This window comes from Paenibacillus sp. FSL L8-0158 (genome assembly GCF_038592965.1).
In the GTDB taxonomy this organism is placed as follows: Bacteria; Bacillota; Bacilli; order Paenibacillales; family Paenibacillaceae; genus Paenibacillus; species Paenibacillus polymyxa_D.
The window spans coordinates 5,458,370-5,474,229 of sequence record NZ_CP151949.1 but is presented as its reverse complement, the minus strand read 5'-3'; the positions used below and the strand labels follow the sequence as shown (position 1 = coordinate 5,474,229).

Here is a 15,860-nt window from a genome sequence, read left to right as displayed (position 1 = left end):
GATATCCAGCATGAATTACTTGAAGTACTGCCGAACTTGTTGCGTCCTGTTACTACTCATTTCCTGTGTAGTGCTGAATGGATGCATGAAGGAACAGGATTCTCCAGCAACTGAAACAAATCATGCACTTTCTCTCCAAAATGACAATAAAACGATTTCCTATTCGAAAAAGCTGGACATGCTAGTGAAAAAACTCCATATAGTCAACGATGAAAATAAGGATTCTGATACCAGACAAAATAAGCTTGAGGAGTTCATACAGGAACTTAATTCGTTGTTAAACGAGCCTGAAAGTTTAGAGATGAAGGATGAAGAATTAGTAGAAAAGTTCGAGAATAATCTCATTATCTTAACAAAATCGTTTCCGTTAAAAAGCGGGCAGCTAAACGTTAGGGTTATGAATTATAGAGCACCTAAAACGGTGACAGGTACGATCGGAGATAAATACACATTTATTCAGTGGTGGAGTACGAAACGACTTGTACATGCCCAGATGATTGAGGATGGCGGGCCAGAATTGACTACAGACTTCGTGGTTCGGGATTCAGACAAGGGAATACAGCTGTGGTTAGGGGGATATGTCTCCATATATCATCCAGATCCCGTATTTGTTGATTTGTGGGAGTTGTCTGGACAAAAGTGGACGGAGAAAGGCATAAATGTAGGTAAGATGAAGCTCCCGGATGCGTGGGAATTGAACAAGGATATGAATGAGCCCATTATTTTAGAGAGTCGACAACATGATAGCATAGGTATCGAGGTTTTAGACCACGGCGATGGTTTCTTCATAAACAGTGATGATTCTGAACAGAACCTTATCATTGAGTTCTCCAAAAGTGGAGAAGTCCGTATTGATTCCGAATATAGCAACGCCTTGAATACTCATAGTGAACGGCAAAGCTATGAACTCATTCAAGAGGAATATTCAAAAAATGGGATCGTGATTAAATACCCTCAAATTATAAAACTCAAGGATATTGCAAAGCAGAAATCTTTAAACAAAATTCTTAAGGCTGATGCTTTAGAAGGATTACAAAACTATGCGGATTCCAATTCTGGAGTCCATGTCGAAATTGATTATGAGATCAAACGACAGAGTGAACGATTCTTGAGCGTTCAATATACGGGTATTCGTTATGTGAAGGACGCAGCCTATCCTAGTCATATGTTTTATACGACGAACCTGGATATGAAGCAGGCTTCAAGAATAAGGTTGAGGGATCTGGTAAAGGTCGAGAAACCTTTTATTGAGCTTATAAAAAGCGGGAAGATTACAGCTGTTCAGCCGGAGCAACAAGGGTTAATCGGTGATTTCACAAAAGATGATTTGATTCAATTGTTAACAAATGCGGATGTAACCAAAGGTTCGCTTGCGAAAGTAGAAATGGAATCGTTTAGTTATTTCACAAATGATTCGTTAGGGATGAGTGTACCTATGGCACATGTGGTAGGGGACCATGCGGAGTATGAAATTCGTTTGGCACAAATTCCAGAGAATATTAGGCAAAATGAGGAACTATGGAGTGAGTTAAGTTCCGTTGAGGATCAGTCTGTTTCCACAGTTGGCGGTGAAAAGTTGAATACTGACCAATATGAAATTGAAGAGTCGCAGTCTTTTCAAACTACTTTCGAAGGCTTTGGGAAAGTACGGTTTGTATCCACATATGGGTATACGGAAGGTTTTCGTAAATTCTTTTTCTTCCTATTGGATGACCAAGGACATATTCTGTATCCATTCCCCGATTTCTACGGGAACCGTGAGTGGGTTGCACGTTACGGAGGAGTAGAAGCAGTGGCCTTCAAGGATGTGAATAAGGATGGATTGAAGGATGTTATCATCATTGCCGATGTTGACAACGGGATTCATGGACCTGGTAGAGTTGACCAATTCCCTATAGCGGATATTTATTTTCAGGGAAAAAACAAAACTTTTACCACAATTCCTGCATTGGATCAGGCTCTCAACGATCAGGAGCATAATCAAACCATTAAAGATGTTATTCAATACGTAAGCAAACAACGGATAAACGTAAACTAACCGACATAGAGGAGCAGTAACATGGGATATCCAATCATCAAGTATAATGGAACGGTTTTATCTCTTAAAAATCCAAAAGTTAAAGTTGTACAGAAAATGAATGAGCATGTGAAAGTCTTTTTGACAGGTGTGTTAACGGGCGCTCAAATGGAAGAGTATACAGATCATATGGAAGCAGGGGCGAAGTTAGTTGTTTCTTATATGAATGATGATCAAAAGCAGATTGTATTATTTAGGGGATTAGTCACGCAGTTCAGAATCAAGTTGGTGTCCAATGTAGCCTATTTGGTTGTCGAGGCCCTCTCCTATACAAGCCAGCTGGATGAAGTGCTTCATAGACAATCCTTTCAAAATGTGAAGATGAAGGTGCAGGCATTACTTGAACATGTACTCAAATCCTATCCCAAAGCCAATTGTACGAGCCGCTTAAAAGATCAGCTTTTACAGGAATTTACGATGCAATTCGACGAAACGGACTGGTCGTTTCTGAAACGTATAGCGTCTCGGCTTGGTTGGGGACTAATACCTGATCCGGTTGGTGAAAAACCTCAGTTTTATTTTGGATTACCGGATGGCGTCAATCAGCCTGAGCTCAGGCAGTATAACTACTCCATGACCAGAAAAACCAAACCAGGAGCCAGCAAGGATGACAACCTTCTATATTATAAAGTGCAAACGACAGGGGCTAGAGATGTCCTGCTGCAAATTGGGGCGGAGGTTAAATTTAAAGGGAAAGCATTATACGTTCTGCAATCGGTTGCGTTTATACGCCATAGTGCTTTGTGGCATGAATATGTGCTGACTACATTGGATGGAATGGAGCAGGATTTGATTGTAAATGAAAGCATTCGTGGCATCTCGTTAAAATCGAAGGTTATTGGAATCGAGCAGGACCATGTGAAGGTCTTCTTTTATGAAATGGATAAGGTCAAGCCGAATGTTAAGGAAACCTATGCTTTTCCAACGGCTACATTTTATACATCGGAAGGGAATACAGGATGGTACTGCATGCCGGAGTTGTTTGATTTTGTAGATATCTACTTTCCGACCTCTAAAGAAAAAGACGCTATTGTGACCCACTCGATCCGAAAGAGATCCAAAGGCGGTGACTTTATTAAGGACCCGTCGACGAAGATCTTTATGACCAAGTACCGCAAAGCTATTATTTTTGAGAAAAATGAAATTTTAATCACGGGGAACGACGATGAAGTGGCGATTCGACTGCTGGATGACCATGGAATTGAACTGCGAAGCAAAAAGGATATCCGTGTAAAAGCTGACGGGAACCTGGTATTCAATGCGGGGAACACAATTCAGGTCACCGCGAAGGATGCTATCGGTTTAAAATGTAAAACGAGTTTGGTAGAAATGGATGGTAACATCAAAATGACTGGAGAAAAGATAAAGACGCAATAACTAATCCATCGTGAGAGGGTAAAGAATATGGCTAAAGTAACTACAGGAGCAATCGTGAATGAGAAACCGCCTACCCAAGAGGATATGATTCAAGAATGGAAACGTAAAATAAGCAAAGGCGAATATCCTTTTATTCATGTAACTAAGCATAGTACCAAAGGTGAATAGCGTTAAATATGACTAACGACGACTGAAAAGGGCTCCTAGGGAGCCTTTTCTGCAATCATGGTTCAATATTCTAATTCTTTTTAGGATTCCTACTATCGATGAACCAAGCAGGTCCAGAGACGTCGATCACTTCTTTGGTTTTATAATTATAATAGATGGTAATTTTGCTGTCTTCGTGACCTTTAATGTACCCATACAGATATATTCTTGAGTGGATAGCCGGATCATCTACAACATAATCCTTTAATATGAAATCGGCCCTATAGTATTCCTTAATGTACTCTTTTCCAATAGGTATGCCTGTCCGAACGATTTCTTCTTTTTTGGCATTCGATGCGTACTGCATGTAATAGAAAACTCCTACCAGAATGACAAGTGATATAAAGACAAAAAGCCATAGTTGTTTCTTTTTCAAGTTGGAATATTCTCCTTAAAATTGAGCTAAATATGCTATACGCTTTCTTAGGAATAAGGTGCATTCTTATCTATAACCCTACTATCAATAAACCAATCCGGTCCCGTAACATTGACGATTTCTTTTGAGTCCAAGTCATAGGATATCCTAATTAAGTCTGTATCGTTTTCTTTTATATAGCCGTAAAGATGTACTCTTGCAAAGACACTGTTCTCTTCAATAGTGTAATTTTTTAATACGAAATCCGTATTATAGTGAGTTTTAATGTATTTGATACTGACAGTAGTAGCAGACTCCACTATCTCTTCCTCTTGAGCGGTAGAAAAACCACAACCGCCCAGAATGGTTAATATTATGATGAGAACTGTGCAACATTTAAGGATTGTGTTCATTTACGCAACATTCCCCTAACATGCTATTTTTAATTTAATGTGAACTACAACCAGAATGCAGTGAACAATGACTTGGTTCTTATTTTTGTTGCAAATATCTCTCAGTAACAGGAAGTATTTTAATGATATTACTTCTTCATATTTAGGAAAAAGTCATCTGTTAGAGGGCTGATTATTTGGATACTGGACTTGACTTTAGAATGGAAAAATAATCTTTTTGGGATAGCGGCTGTCAATGAACCAATCTGGTCCGGTTACACTAGACACTTCTTTCTTTTTAAAATCGTAAGCGATAGATATCGATTGGCCTTCATGCCCTTTTATATAACCGATTAGATGAACCGTATTATTAACATAGCTACCTATATAGTCATAACTCTTAAATATGAAATCTGCCCTATAGTATTTCTTGATGTACTCTTTTCCAATAGGTATGCCTGTCCGAACGATTTCTTCTTTTTTGGCATGCGATGCATACTGTATGTAATAGAAGACTCCTACCAGAATGACAAGTAATATAAAGACAAAAAGCCATAATTGTTTCTTTTTCAAGTTGAATTAATCTCCTTAGAATTGGAGTGAATATGCTACACGCTTTCTTAGGAATAAGAAGCACCCTACTTTAAGGAACAGATACGTCCTTCTTGGGTTCCCGACTATCGATGAACCATTCTGGTCCAGTCACGTAGAGCACCTCTTTTTTCTTATAGTCGTAATTTATTGAGATTATCTGGCCTTCATGTCCTTTTATGTAGCCACGGAGATATACGGTAGAGTTAACGTAACTACCAATAAAGTCGTTATTTTGGTATATAAATTCAGCATTATAGTATTTCCTAATATAGTCTTGCCCGATAGGTATGCCGGATTGGACGTACTCTTCTTTTTGTACATCCTCCGTATATTGCATGTAATAAAAGATTCCTACAAGGATTGAAACTACTATAAAGATGCTTCCCCAATCCTTTTTCTTCTTCAAGTTGAATTCTTCTCCTTAGTATCTCCTGACTATAAACTCATAACATTACTGCTTTTTATAATAATAGTAGGATAGCTCATTTATTTAATAAAATGATTAGCTCGGTACAACGTTTAAAAATTGTGTTCATATACGCAAATCTCTTCTAACATACAGTTACAAAGTCCTAATCGTTATTAGGTATGAACCGCGACCAGAAATGCAGTAACCAACGACTTTATACTTATTTTTACTTTCAACTATACCCCAAGTAAATGGGAAGTATTATAATGATTTTACTTCCTTAGATTGGAAAAATATATTCCCTTATAGAGATTGATCACGGGCGCTTTTTTTGTGTAATTATTTTAATTTTCAAAATTAGGGATTATTCTTTTTGGGATTCCGACTATCGATGAACCAACCGGGTCCACTCACATCTATGATTTCCTTTTTTTTATAGTCATAGGTGATGGAGACTGTTTGACCCTCATGTCCCTTTATATATCCATAAAGAAAAACCGTAGAGTGAACATAAGGGCCATTGAATTCATAATCTTTCAATATGAAGTCTGCGCTATAGTATTGTTTAATATATTCTTTCCCAAGAGGTAGAGCGACAGTTTGGACAAGTTCTTTTTTTTCTGCATTTGATGTGTACTGTATGTAATAGAAAACTCCTACAAGGATGGAAACCAGGATAAGGGTATAAACCCCGATTTTCTTTTTCATATTATGTTTCTCCTTTTTTGGTAGTAATAGCTTTTTATAACTTTATAATATATAGGTCAATTAAACAAGGTGGGGAAAAGGTGCAATATATCACAGATGAGACTTATTGGCACATAGCAGAAAGAGTATATTTGCGAAGTAATGATGTAAAGGCTTATGAGAGTGAAAGCATACCTGGTTGGAAAGCTGTTAAGTTGGACGAAAAACTATTACATGACACGAACGGTTCTGGATTTGATGCGACCGTTTTTCACAATGAGAATAGCAATCAGGTGATTATCGGTTATAGAGGAACAGAGCCACCGGATCGTCCCAAGTGGAGTGTTGCGATGGACTGGGGAACGGATATCAACGATGTCGTAGGTGGACGGGCAAAAACTCTCAATCAAATCCATGATTATTATGTAAATAATCCGGAAGAGGTAAAAACCTTCCCTCCACAGGTACAAAGTTCATTTAAAGAATATGAGAAACAGTATCAAAATAATCAATTTACGCATGCCCAAAACTTGTACGATGAAGTGAAAAAAAAGTATCCATCTGCTGAAATTTCTACGACAGGCCATTCTTTAGGCGGTGCAGAAGCAGAATATATTGCAGTGAAAAATGGTTTATCATCCGTGAGTTTTGCTGCTCCGGGTATTGTACATTTATTGCCTGAAGATCTTCAAAAGAGGGTAAAAGCAGGAGAATTCAAGAAGACTAATGTGGCTTTTGCCCATCCCGGAGATAGTGTTGGTGGGGGAGCCACTAAGGCTAACCAACATGTGGGGGAAACGTATCATATTGGGAGTGATTATAAGACTGCCAATGTAGCCAAATTTACTATTCCTGTTTCAATTCCCATGGAGAGAAAAACCGAATTGGAAAGACTTATTCTTGGCCCCAAATGGTCCCCAATTGTTTTTGTGCCGGTTACGCTACCTATGATACAACAAGATGCGTTCACCAAGTTCTATAATTCTTTATTAGGGGGAGAACATACTCATAGAATGGAGAACTTTACATTTGATGCAAATGGCAATATTAGCAATCCACTGTATACCATGGACGGTCAATTGGCGGAAAGTAACCCACGGGTGCAGGCATACGAACAAAGGCTGGCAGCGGAGGCGGAATTCAAAGAAGTCATGGGCGATTTGGTTGAACGCTACGGTGGACAAATGGGTGCCTTCGGGCAAATTGCTGCTACTGCACTGGGTGTGAAATTGATGGGAGCAGGACAACAAAATGGCCGCGCTAATAGTGGAGCTTATTTTGTAGGCAACAAAAATGGGGGTACAATTCAATTAACAACTGAAGAGCTAAAGCATGCGGCTAATCAGATGCGCTCTAGCTTGCATGGATTTTCTAGTGATACCCGTGCGTCCATTCAGTTATTTCAGGCTCATATCGGGACAAGTGAAAGTCAGTCTTTGACCCCGCTTGCGCATAGTGCAACGGCGACACTGGATCGGATTAATCGCTGGTATCAGGAATCGATTACGGAGATAGCAGAATATATAGATCGCAAGGGTCAGGAATTCACGATGGTGGATCAGTAATAGATCAGCTGTAAGAACACAACAGGGGGCAAAAGAGATGGGCAGAATATCTTTGAGCCTGGGGGATCTGCGGAGGGCTGTACAGCAATGCGAACAGCTAAAGCAAAGACTTCAGCATCAGGAACAGCAGATGAGAAATATACATGGTCGTCTGCATGAATGGCGGGGAGAATCAGCTGCTGAATTAACACGTAAAATGGAGGCGTTTCTCCAAGGAACCACGGTACGGGTGCAAGAATTGGACGAGCATAAAGAACAGTTGAAACGTTATATTCGCAAAATGGAAGAAGCTGATCGGCGTGAGGAGAGACGCAAGCGGGCTGCACAATGGTGATACAGACGGATTGCAATAGTTAGGAGAACATCATGAAAGATCAAAATGCATTTGTCATTTTACTTATATTGAATATCGTTTATGGCTTAACGTTATTTGCCTATCCGGCCATGCTGATGGTGGTCGTATTTTCTTTCGATGCACCAACAGCTGGAGATTATCTCAGCAGTTATATTTTTGCCTATGTCATAATGAGCTACCCGATAGGAATATTCATATCATGGAGCTGTTGGTATTTTTATCATCGTTATGCTTTTAAGAAGGCATATATTATTGCTAACTTTATGCTGCTGTGGCCGGCTACTCTTGTAGTGTCCTCGTGGATTCAATCGGCTTTTTCTTGAAGGGGTTCCCATCTGGCCAGTCAGCTACATAACATAAAAAAACCGTACAATCGCTAGGGGACTCCCGCGGGGTACGGTTAAATGCATTTAAGTAAAAACTACATATATAATAGAAGGGAAAAAATTTCCTCTGGAATGACGACGATAAAACCTTTGGCCAGAGATTTACCGGAGTCTACCTTAAATTACCCTGTGGGCGAATATAGCAGCGTTCGGAAGCTTGAAGATGAGTTAAAAAAGGTGTAAAAATGTTGAAAAGCTACAAAGTTCGACATATTGTTCGCTTTTTCGCATCATATGTGATTGGATTAGGGATTTTTGTTTGCTATTTATCGTATATTTATGTATAATCTATCGTGTTGAAAGATTGATTGTACGTAATATGCTGATGAGGGTGGGTTCATGACGCTGCTCGACAGTAACGAAAGCAAGAAGCGGATGTGCCAGATTTACAATGAAGTTTCAAAGGAACTGTTCGGCTTCGGGACCACGCTGCTGCGGGCCACCGTTGAGAACAACATTGTTACCTTTGTGGCGAAGCACCGGCGTTCTCCACGCTCGGCGGCATTGGAAGTGGAAGCCCCCGGCTTGAAGCTGGAAGTGGATTTCCGAATGTCCATGCTGTACAAGAAGAGACTTCGCGAGAAGCTGATTGAGGATATGGAGCTCGATATAGAAGCTTTACTGCGTGATTATGATTCAGCAACGCAGTGGGCTATTACGAACATCATTCTGAAGGAATCCTAATAAAATTGGATATTCGGCTTTTCGCTTCGGATCTATCTGAGGGGAGAACCTGTTATAACGCGCAGCGGGATCAACTTATTCTTTGTTTACGAAGAAAAGTATTCTTGTTTTACAAGAGTACTTTTCTTTTTTGTGTCATAAGGTGTGCATAATAAAAAACAGGGGGAGTTTCATATGAAAAAATGGTTTAAAGGATTTATGGCTGTGACCTTGGCATCTGTGGTACTGGCAGGATGCGGCAGCAATGCTACTGGTGGTCAGGCAGATGGAAAAGATGGCTCAGCTGATGGAAAAAAGAAACTAGTGATTTCAACATGGGGCTTTTCCGAGGACTTTTTTAACAAAGAAGTGTACGAGCCTTTTGAAAAGGAACATAACGTTGACATCGTAGTCGAAATTGGAAATAACGCAGAACGGTTGAACAAAATCAGTCAAGGCAGCACAGACGTCGATCTGATTTATCTGTCTGATTATTATGCTCAACAAGGAATTCAACAGGGATTGTTTGAGAAGCTGGATCGCAGCAAAGTGCCGAACCTGAACCAAATTTATGATATTGCCAAAGCACCGCTGGGTGAGGAGTATGGTCCTGCTTATACGGTTGGGCGTCTCGGTATTGCCTACAATCCGGAGCTGGTGAAAAAGAATGTGACCTCTTGGGCTGACCTGTGGGGGAATGAGTTCAAAGGAAACGTGACTCTGCCGAATATTACGGCGACTGCCGGACCAATGATGGTAGATGCAGCCTCCAAGGTAGCGGGGAGTAAGGAGTTTAATGAAGAACAAGCCTTCGGAAAACTGAAAGAGCTGAGTCCGAATATCGTTAAGTTTTATAGTAAAACATCTGAGTTCGTGAACATGTTTAGTCAGCAGGAAATTGCCGGCGGTCCGATCATGGAAATGTACTTCAAAGATTTGCAGGCGGCTGTGCCAGGAGCGAAATTTGTAGCTCCTAGTGAAGGTGCTTACGCAGTAATGAACACGATTAATGTAGTGAAGGGCTCCGACCAGAAGGAGCTGGCTGAGGAATTTATCAACTGGCAGCTGAGCAAGGAAGTTCAAGAAAAATCCGCCAAGGCAAAGGTTGATTCCCCGGTGAATACGCAGGTGGTACTGTCCGGTGCGGATACAGAGGGAATTACGTACGGTACAGAGGTAGTGAACAAGCTGACCAAGCTGGATATGAAGTTCGTTAACGATCATATCAAGGCATGGACAGATCGCTGGAACCGGGAAGTTGCACAATAATGAAAAAGGTTATATTAGATGTAGATACGGGCATTGATGATGCGTTGGGTATTTTACTAGCAGCCAAAAGTGGTCAGCTGGATATCCAAGCGATTACTACGGTATGCGGTAATGTTTCACTTAAACAAGCAACATTGAACACATGCAAAATCCTCGACCTTTTAGATAGACCGGATATTCCGGTTTATCGGGGGGCGGAGGCTCCCTTAATACGTAAAGGCCTGCACGAGCATCGTGTCCATGGAGAAGACGGCATTGGAGGCGCACTGAGTGGAGTAGTCCCAGCCATGTCTGCGTCCGAAGGTTTTGCACCGGATATCATTATTGATACCGTGATGGCTCACCCGGGGGAAGTGACGCTCATTTGCACCGGGCCACTCACTAATCTGGCATTGGCGCTGCTGAAGTGTCCCGAACTGACGGATCACGTCGATGAAGTCATTTTTATGGGCGGTGTTATTCACGGGTGCGGCAATATTACACCTGTAGCGGAGTACAACATGTATGCTGACCCTGAAGCCGCACGAATCGTATTTCATGCAGGATTTGGTCGGTTGATACAGGTGGGACTGGATGTAACACGGAAGGCTCTGCTGACTGCGGATCATATTGCTCGTCTGACCCGCCCAGCAATTCGTAATTATGTAGCTGAAAGCACGGCCGTTTATACCAAGCGTTATGAAGAACGCAACGGGGTAAAAGCCTGTGCGCTTCATGACCCGCTTGCCGTGGGTGTCGCATTGAATTCGAGGTTAGTCGATACCTCGCTGTTGTATGTCGACGTAGAAACCTCCAGTCGCATATGTGACGGACAAACAGTGGGCGATGTACAGAACCGCCTCAATCATAGCCACAATATGAATGTGTGCGAACAGGTGGACAGCGAAGCTTTTCTGGAGCTATTTATCCAGGTGCTAAACAAGGAATAACATTTTGATAACCGCAAGGAGCTACCCATGAAGAAAACATACTTGTATTGGCTGCTGCTGCCAGGTCTGCTCTTTCTGGCGGTGTTCATGGTCATTCCGATTGTGTTGACGATCGGTTCGACCTTCGTACAGAACAGCTCATTCACCCTAGAAGGCTATCTCCATTTCTTCAAGGACCCTTATTTTCTGAAAATATTGCTGACTACGCTGGAAGTCAGTGTCGTAACGACACTCGTGTGCGTATTACTTGGCTTCCCGACGGCTTATTATATTTCGCAAAAGGCCCCGCGTCGTAAAGGGATTCTGCTAGCGCTGGCTATCTTCCCATTATTGACGAGTCCGGTGGTGCGGTCATTCAGCTGGATGGTCATTCTGGGTCGCAAGGGACTGTTAAATAACGTGCTCATCGGTTTAGGACTTGTAGATGAGCCGCTGAATATTTTGTATACTCCGGCAGCGATGATTATTGGTCTGGTTCATTTGTTTTTACCGCTGATGATTATTTCACTGATTGGTGTGCTCGAAAATATCGACGGTGATCTTGTTCATGCTGCTCAGAGCCTCGGGGCTTCCAGATTCAGCGCATTTCGTAAAATCGTATTTCCGCTGTCTGTGCCGGGCCTGATCATTGGAAGCATTCTCGTTTTCGTAGGCAGCCTGACTGCATATACGACACCAGCACTACTTGGAGGAAAACAGCGGGTTATCGCTACATTTTTGTATCAGAACGCGATGACGCTAAACGACTGGTTTTTAGCTTCTGTTATTGCAACAATTATGATTGTTATTACATTTATCGTGGTCGGTCTCTTAAATAAGGCGGCCCATAAACTCAATCCGAAGGGGTAGGTGGATATGCGGGAGAAACATTACGGACTAGGCTTCTTTAGCCTGCTGGTCTTCATCTTTCTGCTCGGTCCGCTGTTGATCATATCGGTCACTTCTTTCGAGCCGGGCACGGTATTAAAATTTCCTCCGCAGGGCTTTTCTTTGCGCTGGTATGAAAATATTTTTGAAGTGGATTTGTTTATGTCCACGTTCAAAACGTCCATTGTCGTCTCTCTGCTAGGCAACATCTTGGCACTGCTGATCGGTATGCCTGCCGCCTATGCACTTAGTCGCTTTTCGTTTCGCGGGAAGGATGCGCTGAATGCTTTGTTCCTTTCTCCGTTGCTTATACCGGGTATCGTTCTTGGTTTTACACTGCTGCGCTATTTGATCATTGTTTACCATTTACCAGTATATGCTGGACTATTGATCGGACATACGGTGATTATGTTGCCGTTCATTATTAGAGTCATTGCATCCAGTTTGTCTAACTTTGATTTTGCGATTGAGGAAGCAGCGCTTAGTTTGGGGGCTGGACGGCTGGAAACCTTTTTCAAGGTAGTTCTGCCCAACATCCGCTCAGGCATTATTGCGGCTATCCTGATTGCCTTTCTGGAATCATTCAACAATGTCGACATTTCCGTCTTCATGACAGGACCGGGCTTCAGCACCCTGCCCATTCAAATGCTGACTTACGTCGAAAATTATTTTGACCCGACGATAGCGGCGATTTCGGTTATGCTGATGATTTTGACCGGTATCCTGATGTTCTTGATTGAACGACTGATGGGATTGTCTTACTTCACTAAAAGGTAATGGAGGCTTCAACCTTATGGCACTGCTTACTCTGGATCGCGTATCGGTCGCTTATGACAACCAACTGATCTTGCAGGATTTCGATTTGCAGCTCGAACGGGGGCAATTGCTCTCGTTGCTCGGACCGAGTGGTTGTGGCAAAACGACCACACTTCGTCTCATTGCAGGATTTCTCGAAGCTAAACAAGGAACATTTTTATTTGGCGATAAGGATTATACTCGGGTTCCGGTGAATAAACGGAACTTCGGCTTTGTATTTCAAAGTTATGCACTCTTCCCACATTTGTCTGTTTTTGATAATGTTGCCTTTGGTTTGCGGTTACGCAAAGTAAAGGAAGATGATGTGAAGCGCCGCGTTATGACGATGCTGGATACGGTTAGCCTGAGGGGATTTGAAAAACGTTTCCCTGGTGAATTGTCAGGCGGACAGCGTCAACGTGTTGCGATTGCGCGAGCGCTTGTGATTGAACCCGATCTGCTGTTGTTTGATGAACCTCTGAGTAACTTGGATGCTAACCTGCGTGTAAATATGCGTGTGGAAATCCGCCGTATTCAACAGGAACTGGGCATCACTACTGTATACGTATCGCATGATCAGGAGGAATGTTTTTCGATTTCTGACCAGGTTGCGATTATGAATAAGGGGAACATCGAACAGTTAGATGCTCCATCGACCATTTTTAAATATCCGACGACCGAATTTGTTGCCCGTTTTATTGGGTTTAATAATTTTCTAAGCTTTGACGAGCGTACTGAAGAAGGGGATCGCATTCGACTGAATACAGGCGATCTTTCGTTCGGCGTAGCGCGTAATCAGGGTACGGTCCAGCCGGGTGCTCGTCAGGGTGCTATTCGCCCGGATGATTTGGTCATTCGAACAGAAGGCAACGAGACAGGAGAAAATGAGCTTCCCGGTATTATTAAGGTAAGTACTTACCTGGGGCGTAGCTATCAGTATGTGGTAGAAACGGCGAAAGGCAACTTTACGGCTAATCAGGAAATGGATACGCCTTACCTGAGTGGTCAGCGGGTTACCCTGCATTTTCCGGCAGATAAAATGGTGCTGGTCCAATAATCAGCGGGTTCGATGAAGGAGATACATCATGCGTGCAGACAAAATGATTTTACAAGTTAAGGTGTATAACAGTTACTACAAGACGTTCGAAGAAGGTAATGTAGCTATACTTGATGGCAAGTTTATGTATATCGGTCAGCGTGGTCTGGAGTCTTTCGAGGCTGCTGAAATTGTCGAAGGGCACGGGAAATATATGATTCCCGGCCTGATCGACATCCATTTGCATATCGAAAGCACAATGGTGACACCGGCAACCTTTTCCTATGGGCTGATTCGCAATGGGGTAACGACGATTGTACCTGAACCGCACGAAATGGCGAATGTCTTCGGATTGGAAGGCATTCAGGAAATGATGGAAGCCAGCAAGGATTGCGTGGCTGATATGTTCTACGGCATCCCAAGCTCTGTCCCGGCAACGCCGCTCGAAACCTCAGGAGGCGAGATCGGTATTCCCGAAATTGATGCGCTGCTGCAAACCGGTGAAATGATCTGCCTGGGTGAAATTATGAACTATGTGGATGTCATTCGTGATCCGGAGAGCAAGACGAATCGCATCTTACGCCATGTTCGTGAGCACTACCCGGAGCTGATCATTGAAGGTCATACGCCACAGTTGCTTGATCTGGACCTGCATCAGTTGATCTATGCGGGGATAGGCTCAGACCATACTCATCAAAGTATTGAAGGTATGAAGGCGCGGATGGCTGCAGGGATGTTTATTGAAATCCAGGAAAAATCCATGACCCCTGAAGTGATGGACTATCTTATTCAGGAAGATGTGGCACAGCATTTTTGCTTTGTAACGGATGATGTGATGCCAGACTCTTTCGTAGAGCGAGGGCATCTGAACCATATTGTAAGTAAAGCAATCGGAATGGGCATGGAGCCTGAGGATGCCATTTATGCAGCTACGTTTACTCCTGCTGCACGGATGCGTATGCATGACCGCGGAACCATTGCACCGGGAAAAATAGCTGACTTTGTACTGCTGTCGGATCTTGGTCAATTTGATGTGGAGCAAGTCTATAAGGACGGACTCAAGGTATTCGATAAGTTCGAGGAATACCATCAAGCACCAATAAAATCCCGCTTTCCCGCCCACTTTTATCAAAGTGTGAAGCTCAATCCGCTCACGGAGCAGGATTTTACTGTAAAGTTGGATGTAGCTGATGGCACACATCAATGCCGTGTCATGATGGTCAAAGATGGCTCTACTTTTACAAGTGAACGGATTGCACCTGCACAAGTAGAGCAGGGGGAACTGGTATGGGAACATGGTGAACATGGACTGATTGCTACGTTTGAGAGGTATGGAAAGAATGGCAACCGTGCTTACGGTTTGATCGGGGGAGATTCGATTAAACGTGGGGCAGTGGCAACCACCTATTCGCACGATAACCATAACTTGCTGGTCGTAGGGCATAACAAGCAAGATATGATACTGGCTGCGAATACGGTTCTTGCCAGCCAAGGCGGTTTTTGCGTAGTTGAAAATGGCAAGGTGCTGTCCCATTTACCGTTAACCGTAGGCGGGATTTTAACAGAAGGACCGCTGGAAATGGTTGCGGCTCATGTGAAGGAGCTTCGTTCAGCATTGCTGTCGCTGGGTTACCGCCATTACAATCCAATCATGTCGCTGAGTACGCATTCTTTGCCGGTCAGCCCAGCCTTGAAAATTACCGATCACGGCCTGATTGATGTAAATGCTGGCAAAGTTGTACCTTTAATTGTGGAACCTTCAGAGATACAAGAATAATAAAAGAGCCGACCCTTTTACGGGCTGGCTCTTTTTTGATGCTTTAGCAGACAAAATTAACATCTTCTATCCTCCTATTGATGTAACCTATGTATAAAAGATAAACAAGTCCTGATTGTG

18 protein-coding genes are annotated in these 15,860 nt (G+C 42.6%); 13 read left to right on the top strand and 5 right to left on the bottom strand.

Annotation, left to right across the window (positions count from 1 at the left end; genetic code table 11):
• The first annotated feature begins 10 nt into the window (after window positions 1-10).
• Genes NSQ68_RS24270 through NSQ68_RS24260 form a run of 3 tightly spaced genes read left to right on the top strand, consistent with a single transcriptional unit; the run spans window position 11 to window position 3,622 of the window.
• Window positions 11-2,038: a DUF4163 domain-containing protein gene (locus NSQ68_RS24270; protein WP_342427415.1), complete on the top strand. Its 2,028-nt coding sequence runs from the start codon at window positions 11-13 to the stop codon at window positions 2,036-2,038.
• 21 nt (window positions 2,039-2,059) lie between these two features.
• Window positions 2,060-3,454, top strand: a complete 1,395-nt coding sequence (locus tag NSQ68_RS24265; protein ID WP_342427414.1) for a hypothetical protein — start codon at window positions 2,060-2,062, stop codon at window positions 3,452-3,454.
• Between the two features lie 27 nt (window positions 3,455-3,481).
• Window positions 3,482-3,622: a hypothetical protein gene (locus NSQ68_RS24260; protein WP_322158899.1), complete on the top strand. Its 141-nt coding sequence runs from the start codon at window positions 3,482-3,484 to the stop codon at window positions 3,620-3,622.
• A gap of 70 nt (window positions 3,623-3,692) precedes the next feature.
• Here NSQ68_RS24260 and NSQ68_RS24255 read toward each other — a convergent pair whose 3' ends face one another.
• The 5 genes from NSQ68_RS24255 to NSQ68_RS24235 form a co-directional block, all read right to left on the bottom strand.
• Window positions 3,693-3,968 carry a hypothetical protein gene (locus NSQ68_RS24255; protein WP_274485740.1) on the bottom strand — a complete coding sequence of 92 codons (276 nt, stop codon included), beginning with the start codon at window positions 3,966-3,968 and terminating at the stop codon, window positions 3,693-3,695.
• A 116-nt stretch (window positions 3,969-4,084) separates the two neighbouring features.
• Complete coding sequence (locus tag NSQ68_RS24250) at window positions 4,085-4,429, bottom strand: hypothetical protein (protein ID WP_342427413.1); 345 nt, start codon at window positions 4,427-4,429, stop codon at window positions 4,085-4,087.
• A 195-nt stretch (window positions 4,430-4,624) separates the two neighbouring features.
• Complete coding sequence (locus tag NSQ68_RS24245) at window positions 4,625-4,981, bottom strand: hypothetical protein (protein WP_342427412.1); 357 nt, start codon at window positions 4,979-4,981, stop codon at window positions 4,625-4,627.
• A gap of 70 nt (window positions 4,982-5,051) precedes the next feature.
• The gene (locus NSQ68_RS24240; RefSeq protein ID WP_342427411.1) at window positions 5,052-5,408 is read right to left on the bottom strand and encodes a hypothetical protein; all 357 of its coding nucleotides are present in this window, start codon (window positions 5,406-5,408) and stop codon (window positions 5,052-5,054) included.
• Between the two features lie 360 nt (window positions 5,409-5,768).
• The gene (locus tag NSQ68_RS24235; RefSeq protein WP_061830507.1) at window positions 5,769-6,119 is read right to left on the bottom strand and encodes a hypothetical protein; all 351 of its coding nucleotides are present in this window, start codon (window positions 6,117-6,119) and stop codon (window positions 5,769-5,771) included.
• A gap of 80 nt (window positions 6,120-6,199) precedes the next feature.
• On the opposite strand from NSQ68_RS24235, the gene NSQ68_RS24230 reads away from it, so the two are divergent.
• The 10 genes from NSQ68_RS24230 (at window position 6,200) to NSQ68_RS24185 (ending at window position 15,740) form a co-directional block, all read left to right on the top strand.
• Window positions 6,200-7,663 carry a hypothetical protein gene (locus NSQ68_RS24230; RefSeq protein WP_342427410.1) on the top strand — a complete coding sequence of 488 codons (1,464 nt, stop codon included), beginning with the start codon at window positions 6,200-6,202 and terminating at the stop codon, window positions 7,661-7,663.
• A 37-nt stretch (window positions 7,664-7,700) separates the two neighbouring features.
• Window positions 7,701-7,997, top strand: coding sequence for a WXG100 family type VII secretion target (locus NSQ68_RS24225; protein WP_342427409.1), 297 nt, complete (start codon window positions 7,701-7,703; stop codon window positions 7,995-7,997).
• Between the two features lie 32 nt (window positions 7,998-8,029).
• The gene (locus NSQ68_RS24220; RefSeq protein ID WP_250269812.1) at window positions 8,030-8,341 is read left to right on the top strand and encodes a hypothetical protein; all 312 of its coding nucleotides are present in this window, start codon (window positions 8,030-8,032) and stop codon (window positions 8,339-8,341) included.
• Between the two features lie 402 nt (window positions 8,342-8,743).
• A complete protein-coding gene (locus NSQ68_RS24215) occupies window positions 8,744-9,088 on the top strand; it encodes a hypothetical protein (RefSeq protein ID WP_013373571.1) in 345 nt (114 codons plus the stop codon).
• Between the two features lie 174 nt (window positions 9,089-9,262).
• Window positions 9,263-10,336 carry an ABC transporter substrate-binding protein gene (locus NSQ68_RS24210; protein WP_307351174.1) on the top strand — a complete coding sequence of 358 codons (1,074 nt, stop codon included), beginning with the start codon at window positions 9,263-9,265 and terminating at the stop codon, window positions 10,334-10,336.
• A complete protein-coding gene (locus NSQ68_RS24205; RefSeq protein ID WP_307351176.1) occupies window positions 10,336-11,265 on the top strand; it encodes a nucleoside hydrolase in 930 nt (309 codons plus the stop codon). Before NSQ68_RS24210 ends, NSQ68_RS24205 begins: the two co-directional genes overlap by 1 nt.
• A gap of 27 nt (window positions 11,266-11,292) precedes the next feature.
• Window positions 11,293-12,114 (top strand): ABC transporter permease, encoded by an 822-nt coding sequence (locus NSQ68_RS24200; protein WP_013312457.1) that lies wholly within the window; start codon window positions 11,293-11,295, stop codon window positions 12,112-12,114.
• A 6-nt stretch (window positions 12,115-12,120) separates the two neighbouring features.
• The gene (locus NSQ68_RS24195) at window positions 12,121-12,909 is read left to right on the top strand and encodes an ABC transporter permease (RefSeq protein ID WP_013312456.1); all 789 of its coding nucleotides are present in this window, start codon (window positions 12,121-12,123) and stop codon (window positions 12,907-12,909) included.
• A 16-nt stretch (window positions 12,910-12,925) separates the two neighbouring features.
• Window positions 12,926-13,984 (top strand): ABC transporter ATP-binding protein, encoded by a 1,059-nt coding sequence (locus tag NSQ68_RS24190; RefSeq protein WP_342427408.1) that lies wholly within the window; start codon window positions 12,926-12,928, stop codon window positions 13,982-13,984.
• A 28-nt stretch (window positions 13,985-14,012) separates the two neighbouring features.
• Window positions 14,013-15,740, top strand: a complete 1,728-nt coding sequence (locus tag NSQ68_RS24185; RefSeq protein WP_342427407.1) for an adenine deaminase C-terminal domain-containing protein — start codon at window positions 14,013-14,015, stop codon at window positions 15,738-15,740.
• Window positions 15,741-15,860: the final 120 nt, after the last annotated feature.

Excerpts from the sequence above, each read along its gene's own strand:
- NSQ68_RS24270 (WP_342427415.1), top strand. The coding sequence starts at position 11 with ATGAATTACTTGAAGTACTGCCGAACTTGTTGCGTCCTGTTACTACTC.
- NSQ68_RS24265 (WP_342427414.1), top strand. The coding sequence starts at position 2,060 with ATGGGATATCCAATCATCAAGTATAATGGAACGGTTTTATCTCTTAAA.
- NSQ68_RS24260 (WP_322158899.1), top strand. The coding sequence starts at position 3,482 with ATGGCTAAAGTAACTACAGGAGCAATCGTGAATGAGAAACCGCCTACC.
- NSQ68_RS24255 (WP_274485740.1), bottom strand. The coding sequence starts at position 3,968 with ATGCAGTACGCATCGAATGCCAAAAAAGAAGAAATCGTTCGGACAGGC.
- NSQ68_RS24250 (WP_342427413.1), bottom strand. The coding sequence starts at position 4,429 with ATGAACACAATCCTTAAATGTTGCACAGTTCTCATCATAATATTAACC.
- NSQ68_RS24235 (WP_061830507.1), bottom strand. The coding sequence starts at position 6,119 with ATGAAAAAGAAAATCGGGGTTTATACCCTTATCCTGGTTTCCATCCTT.
- NSQ68_RS24225 (WP_342427409.1), top strand. The coding sequence starts at position 7,701 with ATGGGCAGAATATCTTTGAGCCTGGGGGATCTGCGGAGGGCTGTACAG.
- NSQ68_RS24220 (WP_250269812.1), top strand. The coding sequence starts at position 8,030 with ATGAAAGATCAAAATGCATTTGTCATTTTACTTATATTGAATATCGTT.
- NSQ68_RS24215 (WP_013373571.1), top strand. The coding sequence starts at position 8,744 with ATGACGCTGCTCGACAGTAACGAAAGCAAGAAGCGGATGTGCCAGATT.
- NSQ68_RS24210 (WP_307351174.1), top strand. The coding sequence starts at position 9,263 with ATGAAAAAATGGTTTAAAGGATTTATGGCTGTGACCTTGGCATCTGTG.
- NSQ68_RS24205 (WP_307351176.1), top strand. The coding sequence starts at position 10,336 with ATGAAAAAGGTTATATTAGATGTAGATACGGGCATTGATGATGCGTTG.
- NSQ68_RS24200 (WP_013312457.1), top strand. The coding sequence starts at position 11,293 with ATGAAGAAAACATACTTGTATTGGCTGCTGCTGCCAGGTCTGCTCTTT.
- NSQ68_RS24195 (WP_013312456.1), top strand. The coding sequence starts at position 12,121 with ATGCGGGAGAAACATTACGGACTAGGCTTCTTTAGCCTGCTGGTCTTC.
- NSQ68_RS24190 (WP_342427408.1), top strand. The coding sequence starts at position 12,926 with ATGGCACTGCTTACTCTGGATCGCGTATCGGTCGCTTATGACAACCAA.
- NSQ68_RS24185 (WP_342427407.1), top strand. The coding sequence starts at position 14,013 with ATGCGTGCAGACAAAATGATTTTACAAGTTAAGGTGTATAACAGTTAC.